Raw genomic sequence first — 20500 nt, forward strand, 5'->3', positions numbered from 1 at the left:
GCCTCTACTTCTTCCGGGCCGACACCAGCGTGTCCAACTTGGACTCCACCGAGGACAGCACGCGCTCCAGGTCATCCACCTTGTTGCGCAGCTGCTCCACGTCCGCGCTGGAGGGCAGGTTCATGGCCGAGAGCGCCGAGCGCAGCGCCCCGTCCAGCGTGCCCTTGGCCGCCAGCGAGCGCGACACCAACGTCTGCACCGCCGCCACGAACTTCTCGTTGGACATCAACTGCTGCGCCAGCTTGCCGGCGCGCTCCTCGCCAGTCTCGACGAGCTTCTTCACCACGGGGTTGTTCTTGAGCATGGAAGGTGTCTGTCAGTCCTCAAAAAACCCGCGAACTCTGGAAGGACGCGACGCGACGTGTCAAGCGATGGAATCCAGATGACAGAGCGCGTTGACAGGGGGGAGGGGCGTCCTTACGGTTCGCCGCTCCTGATGGCCGGCCTGCTCGACAAGAGGGTGTGGATCGTCTCTGGTAAGGGTGGCGTGGGCAAGAGCACCATCGCCGCGGCACTGGCGTTGCGCTCGGCGCGCGCCGGCAGGCGTACCCTGGTGTGTGAAATCAACACCCAGGAGCGCATCAGCCGCCTGCTCGGGCACAAGCCCGTGGGCCCCGAAGTGACGAAATTGGAGGACAACCTCTGGGCGGTGGACGTGCGCCCCCAGGAGGCCATGCGCGAGTACGCGCTCATGGTCCTGCGCTTCGAGACCCTCTACAAGACGGTCTTCGAGAACAAGGTGGTGCGCTACTTCCTGCGCTTCATCCCCTCGCTGCAGGAGCTGGTGCTGCTGGGGAAGATCCTCTTCCACGCCCAGGAGAAGCGGCCGGATGGCAAGCCCCTGTGGGACACCCTCGTGATGGACGCGCCGGCCACCGGCCACGCCATCACCTTCCTGCGCGTGCCGCAGGTGCTGCTGCAGACGCTGCCGCCCGGGCCCATGACCCGCGAGGCCCTGAAGATGCGCGACATCCTGGAGGATCCGGCCACGACGGCGGCGGTGCTCGTGTCGCTGCCCGAGGAGCTGCCGGTGAACGAGACGCTGGAGCTGCACGCGGCCCTGCGCGACCAGGTGAAGGTGCGCACGCACGCGGCGGTGCTCAACGCGGCCTTCCTCGAGCGCTTCACCGAGGACGACCTGGAGGCGCTGGTGGATCAACCGGAGCTGCTGCGGGTGGCGCGCTCCCACCATGACCGGGCGGCGCAGACGGTGCTCGCGGAGATGAAGCTGGAGCGCAACCTGCACGTGCCGGTGCACCAGGTGCCCCGCATCTTCACCCCGGCCTTCGACCGCTCGGCCATCGAGCAGGTGATGGGGTACCTGGAGCCATTGGTGACGGGCAAGGACGGGGCATGAACGCGCTCTCCGAGGGCTTGAAGACGAAGCGCGTCCTGGTGTGCGTGGGCTCGGGAGGCGTGGGCAAGACGACCATCTCGGCGACGCTGGCGCTGCGCGCGGCGGTGGACGGGCGCAACAGCCTAGTGTGCACCATCGACCCGGCCAAGCGGCTGGCCAACTCGCTGGGGCTCAACGCCCTGGGCAACGTGGAGGCCGAGGTCCCCGCCTCCGCGCTGGAGCCCCTGGGGATGAAGCCCCGGGGCCGCCTCCACGCGATGATGCTGGACATGAAGCAGACGTGGGACGACCTCATCCTCAAGTACGCCCCACCGGACAAGCGCGAGAAGATCCTCGCCAACCGCTTCTACCAGTCCCTCTCCAGCGCGCTCGCGGGCAGCCAGGAGTACATCGCGATGGAGAAGCTGTGGGAGTTGCGCAACAAGCGCGACTACGAGCTCATCGTGCTCGACACGCCGCCCACCGCGCACGCACTGGACTTCCTCGAGGCACCCAACCGGGTGCTGGACTTCCTCGACAACGAGGCGGCCAAGTGGCTGCTCACCCCGGCGCTGGCGGCGGGCAAGATTGGCCTGTCGCTCTTCAGCCTGGGCAGCAGCTACGTGGCGAAGACGATCTCCAAGTTCACCGGCACGGAGACGCTGCAGGAGCTGGCCGGCTTCATGATGGCCATCGCGCCGATGAACGAGAGCTTCCGGGAGCGGGCGCGCGGGGTGCGCGAGCTGCTGGAGGCGAAGCAGACGGGCTTCGTGCTGGTGACGAGCCCCGGCCGCGAGCGGCTGGACGAGGTGATGCACTTCCACCGGCTGCTCAAGCAGAACGAGATGGACGTGGTGGCGGTGGTGGTCAACCGCGTGCACCCGATGCCGGGGGCGCGGTTGATGGAGGAGATCAAGGGACTGATCCCCGCCCGGCGCACGAAGCTGGAGCAGACGCTGCTGGAGCTGACGCTGCTGGCGGAGCAGGACGCCCGGGGCATCGCCGAGCTGCAGGCGGCCGTCGGGGGCACTCCACTCATCCAGGTGCCGCGCTTCGAGATGGACGTGCACGACATCGGGGCGCTGTGGCGCACGGGGCGCTACTTGATCGGAGAAGAAGTGATTCCGGGCCCCACTCCCCCTCTCCCCTCGGGAGAGGGACGGGGTGAGGGTTCCAGTCCCCCGGGTTGAATCCCGGAAGCACCGCTCACGAATCCCGGCACAACCGGTCCACCCGGTTGAGCAGCGTGGGAATCCGCGAGGCCCCGTGCATCCGCCGTACGTGCTCCGCGGCGGCACTGGCCTCCACCCCCACCGCGGTGACGAACAGGGGGCGCTGGCTCTGCCCGCGCAGCACCGGCACGGCGAGCTGGCTGGAGTGGAACGCCGTCTTGGCCACGCCGATGACGGGCACACGCCGCCCGAGCGCTTCATACAGGTGCGCGCCCAGCCCGGGCCGCTCCTCGCCCAGCCAGACGTACCCGTCGATGACCACCGCCTCCAGCGGCTCCTGGAGGCCGGCGAGCACCTTCAACAGGTGGGGCAGCTCGCGGCGGTAGAACTGGCCGGGCTCGTAGGGCTCGGCGGGAGGGCCGCGCTCCACCACGTGCGAGGCCTCGGCGGCATCGGCCCAGTCCCGGAAGAGCACACAGGCGGCCACGGTGACCTCGGTCCGGTAGTCCACGTCCATGCAGGCCAGCATCGTCGCTCCTCCAAGTGTCCACGGCTCCGCCCGCTCGGCCGCCCGCCGTCGCGCCATGCGGGCGGGAAGCGCGAGTGGAGGTTAAGCTGCGGGCCGTTTGGGAACCCCGGGACGGCGTCTGCTGTCCTGAGGCTGAAACGTGGACGGCCCCTCAGCGGGCCCCTGACGAGCTTCGACGCGGAGGACATACATGTTGGCCACCTGGCGCAAGTGGGTGTTGGTGGGAGTCCTGGGCCTGGTGGGGTGCCGGACGACGGGCACGGCGGTGCGAGAGACGTCGGAGACCCCCCGGCAGCAGGTGCAGTTCGATCCGGTGACGGTGACGGCGGACCTGGAACTGGCGTCGCTCAACGACGAGGAGCTGTTCGCGGGAGGCACGTCGGCCTTCGCGGCCAACGACTTCGCCAGGGCGGCGCGCTACTTCGGACGGCTGGCGGACTTCCATCCCCAGAGCAAGCACCGCGAGGAGGCGCTCTACAACGCGGGCCTGGCCCACGAGCGGCTGGAGCAGTGGGACGAGGCCTACCTGCGCTTCTCCGAGCTGGCGGACGCGGAGAAGGGCACGGGCGACGCGCTGGACGCGGCCTTCCGCATGGCCGAAACGCAGTACCACCTGGAGCGCTTCGCCGAGGCCGCGAAGGTGCTGGGCACCATCGCCGGACGCACGGACCTGCCGGTGGGCAAGCGCCTGGAGGCGCAGGTGCAGCAGGGCGTGTGCGAGCTGGAGACGGGACAGCGCGAGAAGGCGGAGAAGACGCTGCGCCAGGCGCTCTCCACGTACGACTCCCTGCGGGACAAGGACGAGGTCGAGGACTACTTCCCGGCCCAGGCGCACTTCTTCATCGGGGAGATCTACCGGCAGCACTACGACGAGGTGAAGCTGGACCCGGCCAAGGGCAGCGACGCGCTGGCGAACGACCTGAACTACAAGGCCGAGCTGCTGCTGTCGGCGCAGGGCAACTACCTGCGCGCCATCCGGGTGGGCAACGGCCACTGGGCCACGGCGGCCGGCTCTCAGATTGGCGCGATGTACGAGAACCTCTACGAGCACCTGGTGAACTCGCCGGCCCCGGTGGAGCTGGACGCCGAGGAGGCGCTCATCTACCGCGAGGAGCTGCGCAAGAAGGTGCGGGTGCTGCTCACCAAGTCCATCAACATCTACGAGCGCACGCTGGAGGCGGCCGAGCGCATCGGCTCGCAGAACGCGTTCGTGGACAAGACGCGCCAGAGCCTGGAGAAGATGAAGGCGCTGCTGCTGGCGGACCCGGAGCCCCTCCCCGAGGAGCCCGCCCAGTCCCGGCCGCACTCCTGAGCGGGCCGCCCGCTAGGAAGCGCGCCGCGGCAGCCTCGCCGTGAACGTCGTGCCCTCGCCCGGCTCGGAGCGCACCTCGATGGTGCCTCCGTGCGCGTGGACGACGTTGGCCACGATGAACAGGCCCAGGCCGATGCTGCGGCTGGCCGCGTCTCCTCCCGGCCTGCCCCGCGTCATCGGCTCGAACAGGTGCGGGAGCAGCTCGGGAGGAATGGGCTTGCCCGCGTTGTGCACGCGCAGCAGGACGGTGCCGTCCTCACCCCGCGTCTCCACGCGCACGGGTGTTCCCGGCGGACTGTAGGCCAGCGCGTTGTTCACCAGGTTGGTGATGACCTGGGCCAGCCGGTCTCCATCCCACTCGCCCCTCCCCTCCCCGCTCTGGACCACCTCCACCTCCCGGTCCGGATGGGCGAGCCGCACCTCCTCCACCACCTGCCGGCAGTGGGCGTGCAGCTCCAACGGCTTGCGCTCGATGGGGATGCCGCCTCCGAGCCGGGCCCGGGTGAAGTCGAGCAGATCGTGAATCATCCGGGTCGCCCGCTCCGTCGCCGCCGAGATGCGCGCGAGGCCCTTCGCCTGGCGCTCGCCCAGCTCCTCCTGCCGCAGCAGCGCCGCCACGGACAGGGTGATGGCGTTGAGGGGGTTGCGCAAGTCGTGCGAGACGATGCCGATGAGCTGCTCGGCGAACTCCGCGCGCTTCTGTGACTCCTGCTGCTGCAGCTTGCGCTCGGAGATGTCCTGCGCGGTGCCGATGAAGCGCACGGCCCGTCCCCCCTCGAAGACGGCGCGGCCGATGGCCCGGACCCACCGCACCGCCCGGCCCTTGCTCCCCACCGTGCGCAACTCGATGTCGTACTCCCCGCCGCTGGCCGGTTGCAGCGCCCTCTGGACGGCCGCGTCCGCGCGCTCGCGGTCCTCCGGGTGGATCGCCGCCAGGAAGCCCTCGTACGTCACCTCGGGCTCCAGGGGCAGACCGAAGAGCGCCTTGCACCGCTCGTCCCAGCGCAAGAGGCCCGTCACCGGATTGAAGTCCCACGTCCCCAGCTCCGCCGCGCGCACCGCCAGCCGCAGCCGGTCCTCGCTCGCCCGGAGCGCCTCGCTCGCCCCCCTGCTCGCGGTGATGTCCTGCATCGCTCCCACCATCCGCACCGCCCTGCCGCTCGCGTCCCGCTCGACGAGGCCGTGGTCGGTGACGTGGACGTAGCCGCCGCCCCGGTGGAGGAAGCGGTACTCGTCCTTCCACCGCTGCGCGCCGCTGGCGATGAGCTCGTGGATGCCGTGGACGACCCGCTCGCGATCCTCCGGGTGGATGTTGTCGGACCAGCCGGAGATGTGCCCGCCGAGCTGCTCCCGCGTATGTCCGAAGAGCTTCTCCACCCCTCCGCTCCAGGCGAGGGTGTCCGTCTGGATGTTCCAATCCCAGATGGCGTCGCTGATGGCCTCGGTCGCCAACCGGTAGAGCGTCTCGGACTTGCGCAGCCGCTCGTTGGCCTGCCGCAGCTGCTGCAGCAGCAGCGCCTTCTGGATGATGCCGGAGAGGTACTCCACCAGCGTCTCCAGGTAGCGCCTGGCCTGGGGCTCGAAGGGGCGGAGCTCCGCCACGCCGAGGTAGAACACCCCGAGGAGCTTGCCGTGTGGCCACAGCCGCAGGCCCAGCAGCGAGTGCAGACCGCTCTGGCGCACGCCCTCGGACACCGCGTGGCCGGCCACCGCCGCGTCCGGCAGCTCCAGGGGCTCCTCGGAGGCGGCCAGCCTGGCCACGAAGGTGGGCCCGTCCACCGCAACCGGCTCGCTCTCGGTCCGCGCGTTCCACCGGCCCGTGTACGTGGTGGGAAGGAGCACCATGCCGCCCGCGTCCGCGAGCAGCAGCGCGGCCCCGTCCGCCCGCATGGCCTCCTGCACCACCTCCACCAGAGCGCCCAGCCGCTCATTCAGGGGAACGGAGTACTCGCCATCTCCCATCACCTCCATGGCCAGCGCGTTGAGCCGGTGCAGGAAGCGCTTCTCGCGCTGCCGGTCCTCCTGGGAGTAGCCACTGAAGGACACGATCACCTGGTCCATCGCGCCCTCGAGCTCCTCGAACAGCAGCCGCGTGTCCTCCTGCGCGGGCTGCTGCTCCAGGGGAAGCGCCTCCCAGAGACCCGAGATGAGACGGCCCATGAGGACGTACTCGCCCGTCACCTCCTCCTGGTTGAAGCCCACCCGCACGCGCTGGCTGATGTGCGTCTCCTCCAGACGCTTCTTCGTCCGCACCGGGTCGCCCCGGTGGCCCTGCCGGGAGATGGCCGCCAGCGTGGAGAGGTACTCGGGGAAGGTGTCCGTCCGCTCGTACGCGGTGAGGCCCCGGGCGGACTCCAGCTTCCCCACCGCCTCCGTGTAGCGCTCGACGAGCTGCTCCCGGTTCCTCTCGATGAACTCCGCGACCGTCGTCATACCGTGGGTCTTCCTCGCACCCCCGAGGGTGCAGAGGCCCCGCGCCTCACGCCAGCACGGCGATGAGGCGGCGTTCTCCTCTCAACTCCTGACAATTCCTCTCATGCCCGATTATTTCCGCGGGATTGCCCTGGGCGGGCTGAGTCGTGGCTCGGGCTAATGGCAACCCCTTACGTGGAACCCAGTACAAAACCGGGAAAGCTGATATTCCTTGCACCCCAACCGATACCTGTGAGAAAGCAAGTCCCCGAGAGAGCGATTCACTCTCTTCGAGGGGGGAAACCCAAGGCAAAAGCATTCGTGTCACGACACACCAGGAATTGGAATGGCCTCCGCCGGAGGAGCCACCCCAAGCCCTGAGTATTGCTTTCATGCCTGACGGTTGCACCGGGTAGCCCGGTCATTCCCGCTCGACTTCAAACCTCAAGCCGTGAATGGAGCACTGTATGAAGAACAGTGGCTTTGCAATCGTGGTGTGTCTTGGGATGGCCGTGTCCGCCGTGGGCTGTGGCGGCGCGACGGGCGCTGGCCAGGCGGAGGCCCTGGGTAACGTGGAGCAGCAGGCGGTCTGCCTGGACTGCGAGGGCGGTGGCGGTGGTGGCGGCGGCGGCGGGACCACGACGGAGACGGGAATGACCCTCGAGGAGTATCAGCAGCACGCACTGACGAGCACCGACCGTTGCATCGGCGGCATCACCTGGGAGGAGTGCAAGCGGGAGCTGGACTACGGTCTGCAGCAGCAGCTCATCTCGCTGTCCGCCTATAACTGGGGCGTCGCGAACGGCTACTACCCTGTCATCGACCGCTACAACAAGATCGGCGCCGTCTGCAAGTGCGGGTGCTTCGAGGCCAATACCCTCATCCTGACGCAGGACAAGGATGGCTTCGGCGCCTGGCTCGAGGCGAAGAAGGTCAAGGAGACCGCGAAGCTCGTCGCGCTCGACGAGGCGGCGACCCTGACCAAGCCCTCGTTCAGCGGCAAGTCCATCAAGGCCTTCTCGCGCGGTGAGGAGAAGCCCGCCCTGTATGTCTTCGGTCTCGACAACGGGCGTCAGCTCAAGGTGACGCAGAACCACGGCATGCTCCTGAGCGATGGGCGCGTCGTGGAGGCCAAGACCCTCGACGTCGGCGCCGAGTTCGTGGCCGTGGATGGCTCGACCGTCCGCGTGACCAACCTCTCGTTCGAGAACACCAAGAAGGACGTGTACAACTTCGAGGTCGACGCCTCCTTCTCGGCTGGCCACATCATCGCGGCCGAGGGCGTGCTGGTGGGCGACCTGGCCTGGCAGAACCAGCTGGGCCGCGAGATCGGCTCCATCGTCGTCCGCCAGTAGTCCACGGCCTGTTCCAACGCTGGTGGGGCCATGCCTTTCCCGGCTGCCCCGCCAGCGTTCAGTTCCACGGAGAAATCGCCCATGTCCAGCAGCAAGAAATGGCGGTCGCGCCTGGTATTGGCCGCTGCCGTGTCGCTCGCCGCCAGCCTCGCACTGCTCTGGTGGCCCGCCCCTCCGAGCCCCGCTTCCGCGCCCACTCAAAAAGCGGCCTCCCCCGCCCTGCCCGAGCAGGCCCGCGCCCAGATGGAGGCCAGGGCCGCGGAGACCGCCCGCCAGCGGCTCGCGAAGATGCCAACGCCAGTCATTGCGCAGCGCGTGGGCGGGTACACGCGTGAGGAAGTCGGCGTGGTGCTCGGCGGCTACCGGGAGATGCTGTCGGTGCAGGGGCTCTACAACCAGCAGTACACCCGCGAGCGCACCGTGGCCCGGCTCCTGGAGACGCCGCACGGCGCGCAAATCGCCGCGAAGACCCTGACCGACCCCGCGTTCGCCCGCGAGGCCTTCGGTGACTTCCAGGCGGAGGCGCGCTTCTTCTCCATCGACGTGTTGAAGACCGCCGCTCGCAAGGGGGATGAGCGCCTGCTGCTGAGCACCGCCGATACCCTCGCCCGGGAGCTGTCCCGTCTGGATACGGGGACCGGCCCCCTGGACAAGGGCAGGGCCGCGGATCTGCGCGACCTGATGCACGCCTTCATCGAGGTGAAGGGAATGGATGCCTTCGCCAACGGGGACGCGCGGCTCCTCCGGGACATGGGGTACTCCCCTTCGCTCTCGCCAGCCGTCAAGGGCCTCTACGATGACACCCTCTTCTTCCACCTCAAGCGCCAGTTCGGCCGCGAGCGTGCCACGGCGATGACCACCGCCTTGTTGGATGGCTGAGATTCATGTCCCGCTCACTCCTCTTCACGACCCTCGTTTCCCTCACCTGCACCGCCTGCGAGGGAGCCCCCCCCAACCCGCCCGGCCAGCCCCCGGAGGCCTTCTGCGATCCAGCGCTCACCCAGCGTATCGAGGCCGCCCAGGCGGAGATCCAGGCCGACACCTGCTTCCGCGAGCAGCAGGACGTCTCCGGCTGCGATTGGGGCGACTTCCCCCTCGATCCCAACCAGTTCGCGATGACGGAGAACACGGGCGAAGCCATCCTCGTCGTGGACAACTTCCCCGAGCTGCCGCCCCTCGCCATCCGGTACAAGAACCGCCTCAAGGGCTTCTTCCGTGCGCAGGAGGGCGGCACCATTTCCGCCGTGCCGTCCTCCTGGCACGTCCCCACCACGCTCTACCGCATCCTCAGCGGGTTCGCCTCGCCTGACTTCATTCCCGCCGAGGCCCTCCGGCCGTTGCGCGCCCCCCTGGACGAGACCTACGGCTTCCTCGCTTCGGACAATACCGGGCATGGGAGCTTCGTCTTCTCCGTGCTCATCGAGGCCAATCCGCAACAGCCCGTCCTGGTGCTCGACGTGCTGCTCATGCCCCGGTTCGCCCCCGCGGAGTTCTGCGACGCCTCCGGGTCCGCCGAGTCCATCGCACGGCTGCGCGAGAAGACCCAGCACGTGGCCGGCGAGCTTCGCCGGCTCATGAGTGAGCACAACGTCCGCTTCGTCAACGTGAGCTCCGGAGAGACGCTCGCCTCCGTCCGGTCGCAATGGACGACCTACTGTGGCGGAGCACCGCTGCCCGGCGACGAGGTCATGCGCGCGAAGCTGGGCGCGTACAGCCCCATCTACGACGCGCTCTTCAATACACCGGGCGTCTTCGCGGCCCATGCCTCCATCGATGCCTCGAATCCCCTGGACTACCCCTATGATCAGCCCTCGGAGGCCTATCCGAACCGGCTCCGCACGGGCTACTTCAACGCGCTCGAGTCAGGCCTGGATGCCGAGGGCCGGGGTGATCACTCCTCGCTGTCGGGTTGGCCCGCTCCGCACAACGTCGACATCTACCTGAACAGCGGTGTGCTCCCCCAGCGGCCCTTCCCCTACAACCGCACGCCCCTGCTCCAGGTGGATGGGTTTGGCGTCGACATCCAGCCCATCACCCGGGCGACCACGTCGTGGCTCACCCCGCTGACGCTCTCGCGCTTCATCAACGCCCGCTATGCGTCGTTCACTGGGCATGAACTGACCAACGAGCTCATCACGACGCTCCGCGGCGTGCTCGTGCCGGACGGCTGTCACGATGTGCCTGGTGGCCGGTGCCTCTACCAGGATCCCTTGAAGCACGGGCAGACCGAGGCCGTGCGCCTCGGCTACCGCCCGCGCGAGTACGTGGACCCCAATCTCCAGCAGTGACGCAGTCGCGAAGAATGGAAGACCAGACATGAAGACAATGATGGGAGTATTGGCCTTTGCGGTTCTCCTCGTCTCCGGTGCGGCCTCCGCGCAGGAGCCCGTGGAGGTGTCGTTCATCGACAACGGCGGAATCATCTACAAGGTGAATCCGACGGGCTTCACGATCAACTACCCGTACGGGAGCTTCCAGACGGACGGCTACGTCCTGCCCCGTGACTCGCGCATCCGCAACGGATGCTTCCTCACCACGCCCTGGCTCCCGGTGAGCCACGCGGACGGGCAGGCCCTGGGCTTCCCGCAGCTCACCCTGGAGTGGTGGGGAGATCTCCACCCGGTCCAGCAGCCGGATCAGACGCTGCTGCGGCTGCAGCTGGAGGTGAAGAAGCCGGATGGCAGCGTGTACCAGATGCGCAGCTACGTGCACACGGGCCTGCTGACCCTGCAGCCCCGCGCCTACTATCCGGATGGCTGGGTCACCTACTACGGGCGCATGGACAACCCGCTGCCCTCGGGCGAGGAGAAGAACTTCGGGAGCATCGCCGTCTCGGAGCTGGATGAGGTCCGCTACACCCTGTGTGACCTCTACGGCGGCGGCAAGCTCACCGTCCGCGGTCTGAAGGTGATGTCCTATCCGGTGTTCTAAGAGGGGGAAGACAACGTGAAGACTGTCATGTCATTGGCCGCCACGGCGGTGCTGTTGCTGGGCGCCAAGGCCCAGGCCTTCGGTGAGAACCTGCTGTCCTGCCAGAACGGTGGCTTCGTCCTGACCCGCTGCACGCTGCAGCGGGTCCCGCTGGCCGCGCCCGTGCTCGAGGATGGCTCGACCTACGAGACGGAGTACACCGTCTCCTACAACTTCGCCTGCACGGGGCACTCGGTGAACGTCGGTGTCTCGACGGGCGCTCAGTACGTGCCCTTCGTGATGGGCGCCACCAACGCCACGCTCCGCATCGTCGGTGCGGCCGGGGCCGAGACCTACGATCCGGATCCCGCGGCGACCCAGCGGCTGAGCTTCAAGCCGGGCTGCTCGCTGACCGTGTCCAGCGCGGCCGTGTTCCCCTCGAACAACACCCTCATCCTGTGGACGTCCCAGTCCCAGTCCCAGGCGAAGATCATCAACCTCTCCGCCGAGCGCTACCTGCTGGCCAAGGACTATCAGGCCATCTCCTCCTGGTACGAGTCCAAGCTGCTCCTGCTGAAGGAGAAGCTGGACAGCCTCGTCGTGGCCTTCCCGACGAACATCCACTACAAGGTCATGCGTGACACGGTGAACGCCGCGCTCGCCAACGCGCCGGCGCCGTACTCCGAGGAAGTGATTGGCGAGGCGGGTGAGGAGCTCATCATCACCCTGCGCGCCGAGCTGGATGCGGAGATCGTGACCGGCCAGAAGCTGGTCAACCGGTTCACCCGCTGGCAGCTGCAGGCGGAGCAGTCGCTCGTGGACGCGCTCGCCAACGTCCCGGCACCGTAGCACCCGAATCCCAAACACAATCTGGCCCACGAGGGCCCCTGAGCGGCCTCCCATGTGAGGGATGGACCGGGAGGGCCCTCGTGTGCCTTCAGAAGGACCCGGCCGTGCCGTTCAACCAGGACCAGGCCCGAGAGGCCGGTCCCGGCGTGGCTGCGTTCGGGCCGGGCGCTCCGGCCGCGTGCTCCAGCAGGAGCGGCGGGCCGGTGCGGTCGAGCGCGCCATGCCGATGAGGGGGAGTACCATGAAGAAATGGATGGGTTGTATGTTATTGGCGGGCACGCTGGCCGTGCCCGGCCTCGCGGCCGCCAGTGATGACCTGGAGGCGCGCGAGGCGACGGCGGTGCAGGCGTACTCCGCCGCCACCACCGTGTCGCAGCGTCACGGGCGCTACCGGCAGGCCCGCGCCACCTTCCTGGTTGGCGAGCGCAGCATCAGCGCCAGGGTGGGCGCGTGGGAGCAGGCCGCCCAGCAGTGGGTGTCTGGCTGGCAGATGCTGATGGCCCTCGCGGATCTTCAGCAGGACATTCCGTACTCCGAGTTCGAGGCGGAGCTCCAGCGGATGCTGCGCAACCAGAGCGATGGCCTCATCCAGCTCGGCAACGAGGCCAAGGCCACCCAGGCCGTGACGGACAAGGCGCTGGCCCTGCTCGGAACGAGCAGCCCGACGGAGGTTCCCGCCGGGCTGGAGCAGTACGGGACCGTCCTGCAGAGCCTCACCCTGCGGGAGAACGAGCTGCGCGCGGCGCTCTCCCAGGTGGGGCAGATCCCCACCCAACGGATGGCCCGGCTGGAGAGCATCGCCAACACCTCGCGGCAGGCGGTGCTCGCCCGCGTCCGGGTGGCGCTGCTGGAGCGGGCGCGCTATCCGCTGGAGCAGACCCTGGCGTCGGTGCAGGCCCTGCTCAACGCGGAGCAGGTCGTGGATCCGATCCTGGCGAAGCTCACCCAGGCGGAGAACGACATGAACCGCTACACGCTCAACCTGCAGATCTTCCACGTGCAGGACTCGCTCACGAAGTCGCGGGAGTTGTGCATGAGCAGCCAGACCACGCTGGGCACGCTCACGTCGCCGGCCAGCTACGTGGCGGCGGCGAAGTCGCGGGCCACCCAGCTGTGCACGGCCATCGAGAACCACGCCAGCGGGCTCATCTCCTACGGCATCCCCAACGCCGACCTCGTCTACGAGTACATCAACGTGGAGAAGGCCTCGCTCGGCACGCTCTGCAAGACGGCCAACCCGACGGCGGCCTGCGAGAAGCTGGCCATCCTCGCGGCCCTCAAGCTCACGGACCTGCAGGCCATGACCGACACCAAGCTCCGGTTCGTGGAATACGGCTGGAGCGAGAACATCGACGCCGCCCGGCGCAACTGAAAGGAGAACGGACCATGAACACACGAATGATCGCAGTGGCCATGTCGTCGCTCCTGGCGGTGGCGGTGGTGGGCTTCTCCAGCGAGGCCTCCGCGCTGACGTGCGAGGAGCTGCAGCTCAACAAGAAGCCGCCCATCGCCTTCAACCCCATCCCGATGCAGAACCCCCAGACGGGCGAGCCGTACCTGCCCAACGAGGAGATCGAGATCCGGCCTGGGGAGAAGATGCTCGCGGGCGAGTTCTTCAACCAGATCAACAACCTCGAGTACGACCTCAACCAGTGGGGCTACTCGCTGCGTGACGCGGACATCTCGACGCTGTCCGCGCTCAAGACCTGCATCGACCTGCTCCAGTCCCAGCGCAACCTGATCCTCGAGGACATCCGGGAGAACGGCCCTGCCCCCTGGTCCGTCGAGGATCGGCTCAAGAAGATCGAGGCCGCGTGGAAGCGCTACCAGGATCAGTTGCCCTCCTGGAACGAGCTCTACCAGAAGGCGGATGACGAGAGCGTGAAGGTGTACCTGCCCGACGTGCCGCCCTTCTCCGCGCCGGTGCCGGAGATCAAGCGCGCGGAGCTCAAGCCGGTGTTCAAGGAGCGCGCCTGGTCCTTCGAGGTGGGCGAGAAGTCCAAGCTCTGGGTGAACGCGCAGGCGAGCCTGTCGCTGAACGCCAGCAAGATCGACGCGGTGGGTGACGCGCGGGGCGCCATCAACGCGGCGCTGATGGGCAAGTGGGAAGGCGAGGTGCTCTCGGCGAAGGCCCACGCCCAGGCCCCCACGACGGACACCGGACAGCTGCTGCTCGAGGTGCGCGGACTGGGCAGCGTGCTGTGGAGCAAGAGCTGGGAGGCCAAGGGCATCCGGTTCGATGACAAGCTGGAGTGGCCGCTGGAGTACAGCGTGGACTACCGCTTCTCCATCGGTCCCGTTCCCATGCGGGCGCGGGTCGGCTTCCGGGCCACGGCGGGTGCGAAGTACGGCTATGACATCGTTCCCCTGCAGATCGGCGCCCACGCGGTGCCCTTCGCCGCGGCGGATGCCTATGCCCAGGTGGGAGCGGACATCGGAGTGGCCGGCGCGGGAGTGGGTGGACAGCTCATCCTCGTCCAGGACTACGTCACCCTCCAGGGTGCCGCGCGGGTGGAGTTCGACGAGGAGCCGACACTCATCGTGGAGCTCATCGGGACCAACAGCCTGACGGCGCTCAGCGGCAGCCTGTATGCCTATGCCTACGTGAACTATCTCTTCGGCCGGTGGGAGGGCCGCTGGGACTTCTTCCGGTGGGAGGGCTTCAAGCGTGACGGCAACCTCTTCAACTTCCGGTGGGAGTGGAGCCCGCTGGGCGTGAAGGCCACGGGTGACCTGCGCGCCGAGGACGTCATGGAAGTGAACCAGGCCAACGCGGAGCTGCGGCTGGCGGAGATCGAGAACAACGCGGCGACCCATGTCTTCGAGACGATGAAGGCCATCTCCGAGGACGTGAACAGCCCGGACTCGGCGAAGGTGCTCACCGAGCAGGCGCGGCTGAGCTACATCGCGAGCGGACTGGATGACCTGCTGACGCAGTACGAGAACCAGCTGAGGGAGTGGACGGAGTCATGAAGAAGCTAGGCGTGGGACTGCTCCTGGTACTGGCCGGGGGCGGATCGTTGGCATGGTGGAAGTGGAATCGCGGGGATGCGGCGGGTTTGTCGCTCACGTGCGTCCCAGGGCAGTCCCGCGCCTATGCCTTGTCGTACGAGTCACGCGGGCGGATGTCCGACCCGACCTTTGGCCTCTCCCAGGGCGTCGCGCCGGAGGGGCAGTCCGTGGAGACGGTGGTGACGGGCCGCTGGCGGGAGACGTGCGTGCGCGCCGACGCCACGAGCCACGTGCTCGAGGTGTCCATCGAGGACGCCCAGGGCCACTTCAGCTCGCGGGGCGGAATTGGTGGCGGCGGCGGTGCCCCCACCGGGGCGCGGGAGCTGGTGGAGGGCAGGAGTTTCGTCGTGATGGGCGCGGATGGAAGCGTGCAGGCCATCCACTTCGACGCCCGGTTCTCTCCCCTGGGACAGAACATCCTGCGGGACATGCTGTCGCTGCGCTCGATGCGCCTGCAGGGCCCCGTGAGCGACGGCGCGGCGTGGACCTCCGAGGAGGAAGATGCCAATGGACGCTACAGCGCCAGCTACACGCTCGCGCTCACCGGGAAGGAGCTCGCCCGCGTCACGAAGGTGCGGGGGGAGTACGCCAGTTCCGGAGCGGGGCTGAAGATGAAGCAGGTGCAGGCCCTGGTGCGCGCCCTGCCCGGCAGTGAGAGCACGCTGGAGCTCGACCTGGCCACGCGCCAGCCCCGGAGCGTGCGCTCCCGCGTGGACGTCGCGCTCATGACCGGGAACCGGACGATCGGCCAGACCACCGGCACGCTGGCGCTGACGCCCGACACGGGCGCGGCCGTGTCCTCGGTGGATGCCCAGGCACTGCAGCAGTCCTTCACGGCCCAGGTCTCGCGCGGCGGGCAGCCGGGCGACCTCGCGGCGCGTGACGCGGATGCGCGCATCGAGGCCCGCATGCAGCGCGAGGAGCTTGGAGAAGACACCTGGCAGTCGCTGCTGGAGAAGATGGGCGCGGCCTCGCCGGACCGGGCCAGGCTCTTCCTCAAGCTCAAGGCGCTCTTCCTGCTGCACCCGGAGACCTGCCGGGATGCCAGCAAGATGCTGGCCCTCACCCAGAGCCCCAATGAGCTGGGCTTCCAGCTCGTGGCCGGAGCGCTCGTCTCCGCCGGGACTCCCGAGGCCCAGCAGGCGCTGGTGGCCACCCTGGAGGCCACCGGGGACAGGCTCGCCCATCAGCGGACGCTGAGCTCGATGCTCGGGCTGCTCTCCAAGCCCACCGCGCAGACGGAGGCGGCGCTGCACGCGCTCGTGAGGGATCATGCCCAGGGGGAGATCCGCGACACGGCCCGTCTGGCGCTCGGGAATGCGGCCCGTGCGCTCCAGGAGCATGAGCCACGGCGCGCGGAGCGGCTCGTCGAGGAGGGCGTTGCGTTCGCCCGCGAGGCCCGGACCCAGCAGGAGCGGCTCGTCGCCGTCCAGACGCTCGGCAACATGGGCTCGGCCCAGGGCTTCGAGGCCATCGCGAAGACGCTCGAGGATCCGAACGTCGCGGTCCGCCAGACGGGCGCCTCGGCCCTGCGGTTCATCGGGACGGAGACCGCGGAGCGCCTGCTCCTCCAGGTGGCCACGCGGGACGAGGCCGGCAGCGTGCGGGGTGAAGCGGTGGCCTCCCTGTCGTTCCGCCCGCTCTCCCCCACCACCGTGGCCGAGCTCCAGCGAAGGGTCGCCCAGGAGCCTTCCGAGACGGTGCGGCAGTTGATCGTCAAGGTGCTGGCGGACGAGGTGTCCCGTTACGCGGATATCCGGATGACCCTGGAGCAGCTCAGCCGCGAGGACGCCTCGGCGTCGGTGCGAAAGCTGGCGACGCTGGTCCTGCTCAGACTCGATGCGACCGAAGGATAGGGATTCACCTCGACCTACAGACCCCATCACGCGGGCGGCATACGACTGGGGCCGTACCTACTACTGGTATCCGGTCGTCGACCGCTACAACCGGGTCGTCGCTGTCTGCACCTTCGCGTGAAGTCAGGGGGAGCTGAGCGGCTCGAGGTGTCCGCTCAACGAGCCCCATCCGCTGGGGCCTGCTCCGCGGGCTCCGGCGAGGGCAACAGGAAGCTGGTGGCGAGCAGCACCCCCGCCGCCCCGGCGAGCACGCCCGAGAGCAGCAGGTTGCCGTTGGCGCCATCCCGCAGCCGGGTCGCCTCCTCGTATTTCCACCGCGAGGCTCCGGACGGCAGCGCTTCCTGGAGCTCCGCCCCATCGGGGGTGCAGGGCATGAGCGCCGGGTCATGCAGGCAGGGGATGGGCCCCCCATCGGTCCCCGCATCGTCGTTCCCACCACCATCGCTCCCGCCGGGCCCACCATCCGGGCCCACCATCCGGGCCCTCGTCCGTCCCGGGCAGGGCGCACACCTTGTCCTTGCAGACGTACGACGCCCCTCCGCCTCCCACCCGAGCGCAATCCCCATCCACCTCACAGGAGAAGGGCCCGATGGGAAGCTCGATGCAACCGGAGGACAACGCCCCCACGGCCAGAAGAGGTGCCCAGCGCCACGCTCGCGTGTTCAGTTTCAGGTTCCCTGCTCCCGAATGGCGGTCGGCGGCAAGCCACCACAGCAACTCTGTGACGCGTCCCGCCAGGGAGCGGCACCGAGGCACACTCGGAGTGGAACCCCCGCCCCCCTGGGAGAGGCGCGGGAGGAGGGTCTAGGCTGGGGCCCACCCATGGAGCCCCTCTTCACGCCCGAGCAGCTCGCCGAGATCAAGGCCTACCACCTGCCGCTCTACATCAAGAGCGCGGTGAGCCCGCTCGTCTACCTGGGAGTCCTGGCGCTCATCCTGGGCGTCCTGGTGCGGCCCTTCTACCGGTGGTCCGAATCCTGCGCGGCCTGGCTGTCCCAACGGCTCGCGTTCCTGCGGACGGCACCGGTCAGCCGCGTCGTCATCCAGGCGCTGGACCGGCTCTGGGGCGAGCCGGGCTGGGGCACGGCGCTCCTCTTCGCGCTGCTCGTGGAGCTCTTCATCGAGCTCGTCTACGTGCCGGCCACCATCTATTTCGGCTACGTGCTGGAGCACCGCCACGGCATGTCCACGTACACGCCGCTGCGCTTCCTCCTGGACGAGCTCAAGGGCATCGCCCTGGAGGGCTTCGCCGTCTCGGCGCTGGCGCTGGGCCTGTACGGGCTGGCCCGGCGGATGAAGCGCTGGTGGCTGGTGCTGGGCCTCCCCACGGCGCTGCTCATGCTGGGGGCCTCGGCCCTGGACCCCTACCGCAGCCAGGTCTTCTTCGAGCAGGCCCCCCTGGAGCAGGGCCCCCTGCGCGAGCGCATCACCGCGCTCATGGCGCGCGCGGACGTCCCCTTCCAGGACGTGCGGGTGGAAAAGACGTCCGTGGCCAGCAAGCGCCTCCAGGCGTACTTCGCGGGCCAGGGCCCCACGCGCACCATCGTCCTCAACGACGTCATCCTGCGCGAGCTCGAGCCGGACGAGGTCCTCGCCGCCGTGGCCCACGAGGCCGGCCACGTCCACGAGCCGAAGTGGCCGGGGCGCATCGCCGCCTCGCTGGCCTTGGTGGCGCTCCTCTTCCTCATCGACCGGATGCTGCGGCTCTCCGCGGCACGGGGCTGGTTCGGCACCACGCGCTTCGCGGACATCCGCACCTTCCCGCTGCTGTGGCTGCTCTCCTTCTTCGTCTTCTTCCTGAGCGCGCCCATCTCCTCGGCCTTCTCGCGCGAGCGCGAGCGCGAGGCGGACCGCTACGCCCTGCAACTCACCCAGGATCCCGCCGCCTTCCGCCGCATGCTGGTGAAGGCCGCCCGGGTGAACAAGATGGACCCGGATCCGCCTCGCTGGGTCGTCCTCAAGGGCCACAGCCACCCGCCCATCGGCGAGCGGCTCGCCGCCGTTCCTCCCGCCCCAGAAAAAAGAGCGTCAGAGCCTTCGCCCTGACGCTCTCCCCCCGGGCCGCATGTGCCCTGCTCCCCTCCGCGGCCCGGCGGTCCCTCGTGGCCCCGCGGACTACGCCTTCGCCCGCGGCGCCTCCTTCACCTTCTCCACGGCCGCCAGCGCGATGGCCCTCACCAGCGCCTTCGCCCTCCGGCCCGCCGACGTCTCCCCCTTCGGATCCGCCTCCACCGCGTTGGCCAGGTCCGTGAAGCCCTGCCGGTTGCCCCGCCGCAGGTACAGCTCGCCCCGGTTCACCAGCGCCACCGGGTTGGCCGGATCCCTCGCCAGCGCCGCGCTGTACTCGGTCACCGCGTCCTCCAGCCGGCCCAGCTTCTGGTACACCGTGCCCAGCGCCGCCCGGCTCGCCGAGTCCTTCGGGTTCCCCTCCACCAGCCCCTCGAAGAGGATGCGCGCCTCCTCGTAGCGCCCCGCCGCCGCCAGGTCACACCCCACCTGCGCAATGGCCTTCGCCTCCTCGAAGGTCATCCCCTCCACCTCCGCCCACGTCAGCTCCCCGCGCACGAACGCCTTCAGCTTCTCCGCCGTCGCCGTCTCCATGGCTCCTCCCTCGTACTTGATGACGCGTCCCATCGCCGCTCACGCGCTCCGCATGTTGGAGAGGGCCGTCTTCGCCATCTCGTTGAACTTCATGGACAGCGTGCTCATCATCTCGAACATCATCTTCCGCTTCTCCACCAGCTTCTGGAGCCGCAGGTTGAGCCGGTCGATGTCGCGCTGAGAATCCGCGAGCGCCTTCTCGTCCCCCTTCCCGTTCTTGATGCCGGCCTGCTTGTCCTGCGCCGCCGCCAGGGCATCCATCGTCTGGAGGATCTCCCCGTCCATCTTCTCCGTGAGCGACATGAGGATGGTCTCGATCTTCTCCTCCAGGCTCATGCTCGGGTCGTTGATGATGCCCCGCATGCTCGAGCCCGCCGTGCCCCCCGTGGAGCCGGACGGCGCGCTGCCCGTGGACGCACCCGGGCGCTCGGGCCGCCCGTACTGCGCGAAGTCCGCCTTCACCTTGTTGAGCTCGTTCTGGAGGTTGCTCACGCTGATGCGGTCATCGTTGAGCGCGTCGCCCACCACCCGCCCCAGGGAGTGAGGGCCCACCGCGGTGTCGAGCCGCTCGAAGTAGCCCGGGTTGTCCACGAGGAAGCGGGCCGCCTGGCGCAGCTCGGGCGACACACGCGCGTCCTCGGAGATGCGCTTCAGGTCCCCCCGCGACAGCGAGCCGTCCAGCTTCCCGTCCGTCGCGTCCAGGTAGCGGAAGTTCTGCTGGAGCGTCTGCAGCGAGTGGAAGTAGTCGTTCATCTTCGGGTCCAGGTGGCTGCCCTGGCCGCAGGCCGGCTCCGCGCCACTCGTGCCCACCGGCGGGCAGCCCTGCTGCGCGGGCGTCGCATAGCCCTCGCACGCCCGCGCGCTGTCGGCGGGCGGCTTGTACTCGGTGGCGGCCGGCGGGTTCTTCGTCAGCTCCTGCGCCAGCCCCATCGCGCCATCGGCCGCCAGCATCACATTGCCCGTCATCGCCCCCACGGCCACCTTTGCCGCGTTGGTGATCGCCGGCGGCAGCCCCAGCGCGTTGCCCGCCGCGTCGATGAGCGCGCCCCCCGACAGCAGGCTCGTCACACCGCCCAGTGCACTGCCCAGGCCTCTCAACAAGTCACTCATGGTGCCTCCCTCGCGGCGCCGGGGCTCCGTGCCTCCGGGTGCCGTG

The 20500-nt window shown here is 68.8% G+C and carries 18 protein-coding genes; 12 read left to right on the forward strand and 6 right to left on the reverse strand.

Annotation, left to right across the window (positions count from 1 at the left end):
- Nucleotides 1–4 precede the first annotated feature (4 nt).
- Nucleotides 5–304 (reverse strand): hypothetical protein, encoded by a 300-nt coding sequence (locus NR798_RS37375; protein WP_375767332.1) that lies wholly within the window; start codon nucleotides 302–304, stop codon nucleotides 5–7.
- Between the two features lie 132 nt (nucleotides 305–436).
- On the opposite strand from NR798_RS37375, the gene NR798_RS37380 reads away from it, so the two are divergent.
- A complete protein-coding gene (locus tag NR798_RS37380) occupies nucleotides 437–1357 on the forward strand; it encodes an ArsA family ATPase (RefSeq protein WP_375767333.1) in 921 nt (306 codons plus the stop codon).
- Entirely contained in the window at nucleotides 1354–2526 is a 1173-nt protein-coding gene (locus NR798_RS37385) for an ArsA family ATPase (protein ID WP_375767334.1), read from the forward strand. Before NR798_RS37380 ends, NR798_RS37385 begins: the two co-directional genes overlap by 4 nt.
- A 16-nt stretch (nucleotides 2527–2542) precedes the next feature.
- On the opposite strand, the gene NR798_RS37390 is transcribed toward NR798_RS37385, so the two are convergent.
- Nucleotides 2543–3037 (reverse strand): endonuclease V, encoded by a 495-nt coding sequence (locus NR798_RS37390; RefSeq protein WP_375767335.1) that lies wholly within the window; start codon nucleotides 3035–3037, stop codon nucleotides 2543–2545.
- Between the two features lie 190 nt (nucleotides 3038–3227).
- On the opposite strand from NR798_RS37390, the gene NR798_RS37395 reads away from it, so the two are divergent.
- On the forward strand, nucleotides 3228–4349 hold the full coding sequence (locus tag NR798_RS37395) for a tol-pal system YbgF family protein (RefSeq protein WP_375767336.1): 1122 nt from the start codon (nucleotides 3228–3230) through the stop codon (nucleotides 4347–4349).
- A 12-nt stretch (nucleotides 4350–4361) separates the two neighbouring features.
- On the opposite strand, the gene NR798_RS37400 is transcribed toward NR798_RS37395, so the two are convergent.
- Nucleotides 4362–6782: a PAS domain-containing protein gene (locus NR798_RS37400; RefSeq protein WP_375767337.1), complete on the reverse strand. Its 2421-nt coding sequence runs from the start codon at nucleotides 6780–6782 to the stop codon at nucleotides 4362–4364.
- 446 nt (nucleotides 6783–7228) lie between these two features.
- Between NR798_RS37400 and NR798_RS37405 the strand changes: the two genes are divergently transcribed.
- From NR798_RS37405 to NR798_RS37440, 8 genes are all read left to right on the forward strand, one after another.
- On the forward strand, nucleotides 7229–8116 hold the full coding sequence (locus tag NR798_RS37405) for a Hint domain-containing protein (RefSeq protein WP_375767338.1): 888 nt from the start codon (nucleotides 7229–7231) through the stop codon (nucleotides 8114–8116).
- Nucleotides 8117–8197: 81 nt separating this feature from the next.
- Nucleotides 8198–8995 (forward strand): hypothetical protein, encoded by a 798-nt coding sequence (locus tag NR798_RS37410; RefSeq protein ID WP_375767339.1) that lies wholly within the window; start codon nucleotides 8198–8200, stop codon nucleotides 8993–8995.
- 5 nt (nucleotides 8996–9000) lie between these two features.
- The gene (locus NR798_RS37415; RefSeq protein ID WP_375767340.1) at nucleotides 9001–10404 is read left to right on the forward strand and encodes a hypothetical protein; all 1404 of its coding nucleotides are present in this window, start codon (nucleotides 9001–9003) and stop codon (nucleotides 10402–10404) included.
- Between the two features lie 28 nt (nucleotides 10405–10432).
- Nucleotides 10433–11047, forward strand: a complete 615-nt coding sequence (locus tag NR798_RS37420; RefSeq protein ID WP_375767341.1) for a hypothetical protein — start codon at nucleotides 10433–10435, stop codon at nucleotides 11045–11047.
- Between the two features lie 15 nt (nucleotides 11048–11062).
- On the forward strand, nucleotides 11063–11875 hold the full coding sequence (locus NR798_RS37425) for a hypothetical protein (protein ID WP_375767342.1): 813 nt from the start codon (nucleotides 11063–11065) through the stop codon (nucleotides 11873–11875).
- A 253-nt stretch (nucleotides 11876–12128) separates the two neighbouring features.
- Nucleotides 12129–13247: a hypothetical protein gene (locus NR798_RS37430; protein WP_375767343.1), complete on the forward strand. Its 1119-nt coding sequence runs from the start codon at nucleotides 12129–12131 to the stop codon at nucleotides 13245–13247.
- Nucleotides 13248–13261: 14 nt separating this feature from the next.
- Nucleotides 13262–14848: a hypothetical protein gene (locus NR798_RS37435; RefSeq protein ID WP_375767344.1), complete on the forward strand. Its 1587-nt coding sequence runs from the start codon at nucleotides 13262–13264 to the stop codon at nucleotides 14846–14848.
- Nucleotides 14845–16743: a HEAT repeat domain-containing protein gene (locus tag NR798_RS37440; RefSeq protein WP_375767345.1), complete on the forward strand. Its 1899-nt coding sequence runs from the start codon at nucleotides 14845–14847 to the stop codon at nucleotides 16741–16743. The genes NR798_RS37435 and NR798_RS37440 overlap by 4 nt, the downstream gene beginning before the upstream one ends.
- Nucleotides 16744–16898: 155 nt before the next feature.
- On the opposite strand, the gene NR798_RS37445 is transcribed toward NR798_RS37440, so the two are convergent.
- Nucleotides 16899–17219, reverse strand: coding sequence for a hypothetical protein (locus NR798_RS37445; protein ID WP_375767346.1), 321 nt, complete (start codon nucleotides 17217–17219; stop codon nucleotides 16899–16901).
- Between the two features lie 346 nt (nucleotides 17220–17565).
- On the opposite strand from NR798_RS37445, the gene NR798_RS37450 reads away from it, so the two are divergent.
- Complete coding sequence (locus NR798_RS37450; protein WP_375767347.1) at nucleotides 17566–18789, forward strand: M48 family metalloprotease; 1224 nt, start codon at nucleotides 17566–17568, stop codon at nucleotides 18787–18789.
- A 69-nt stretch (nucleotides 18790–18858) separates the two neighbouring features.
- On the opposite strand, the gene NR798_RS37455 is transcribed toward NR798_RS37450, so the two are convergent.
- Together NR798_RS37455 and NR798_RS37460 are read right to left on the reverse strand one after the other, a co-directional pair.
- The gene (locus NR798_RS37455; protein WP_375767348.1) at nucleotides 18859–19377 is read right to left on the reverse strand and encodes a tetratricopeptide repeat protein; all 519 of its coding nucleotides are present in this window, start codon (nucleotides 19375–19377) and stop codon (nucleotides 18859–18861) included.
- A 6-nt stretch (nucleotides 19378–19383) separates the two neighbouring features.
- A complete protein-coding gene (locus tag NR798_RS37460) occupies nucleotides 19384–20454 on the reverse strand; it encodes a hypothetical protein (RefSeq protein ID WP_375767349.1) in 1071 nt (356 codons plus the stop codon).
- Nucleotides 20455–20500 lie beyond the last annotated feature (46 nt).

The sequence above is a fragment of the Archangium gephyra genome, from assembly GCF_042230915.1.
GTDB lineage: Bacteria > Myxococcota > Myxococcia > Myxococcales > Myxococcaceae > Archangium > Archangium gephyra_B.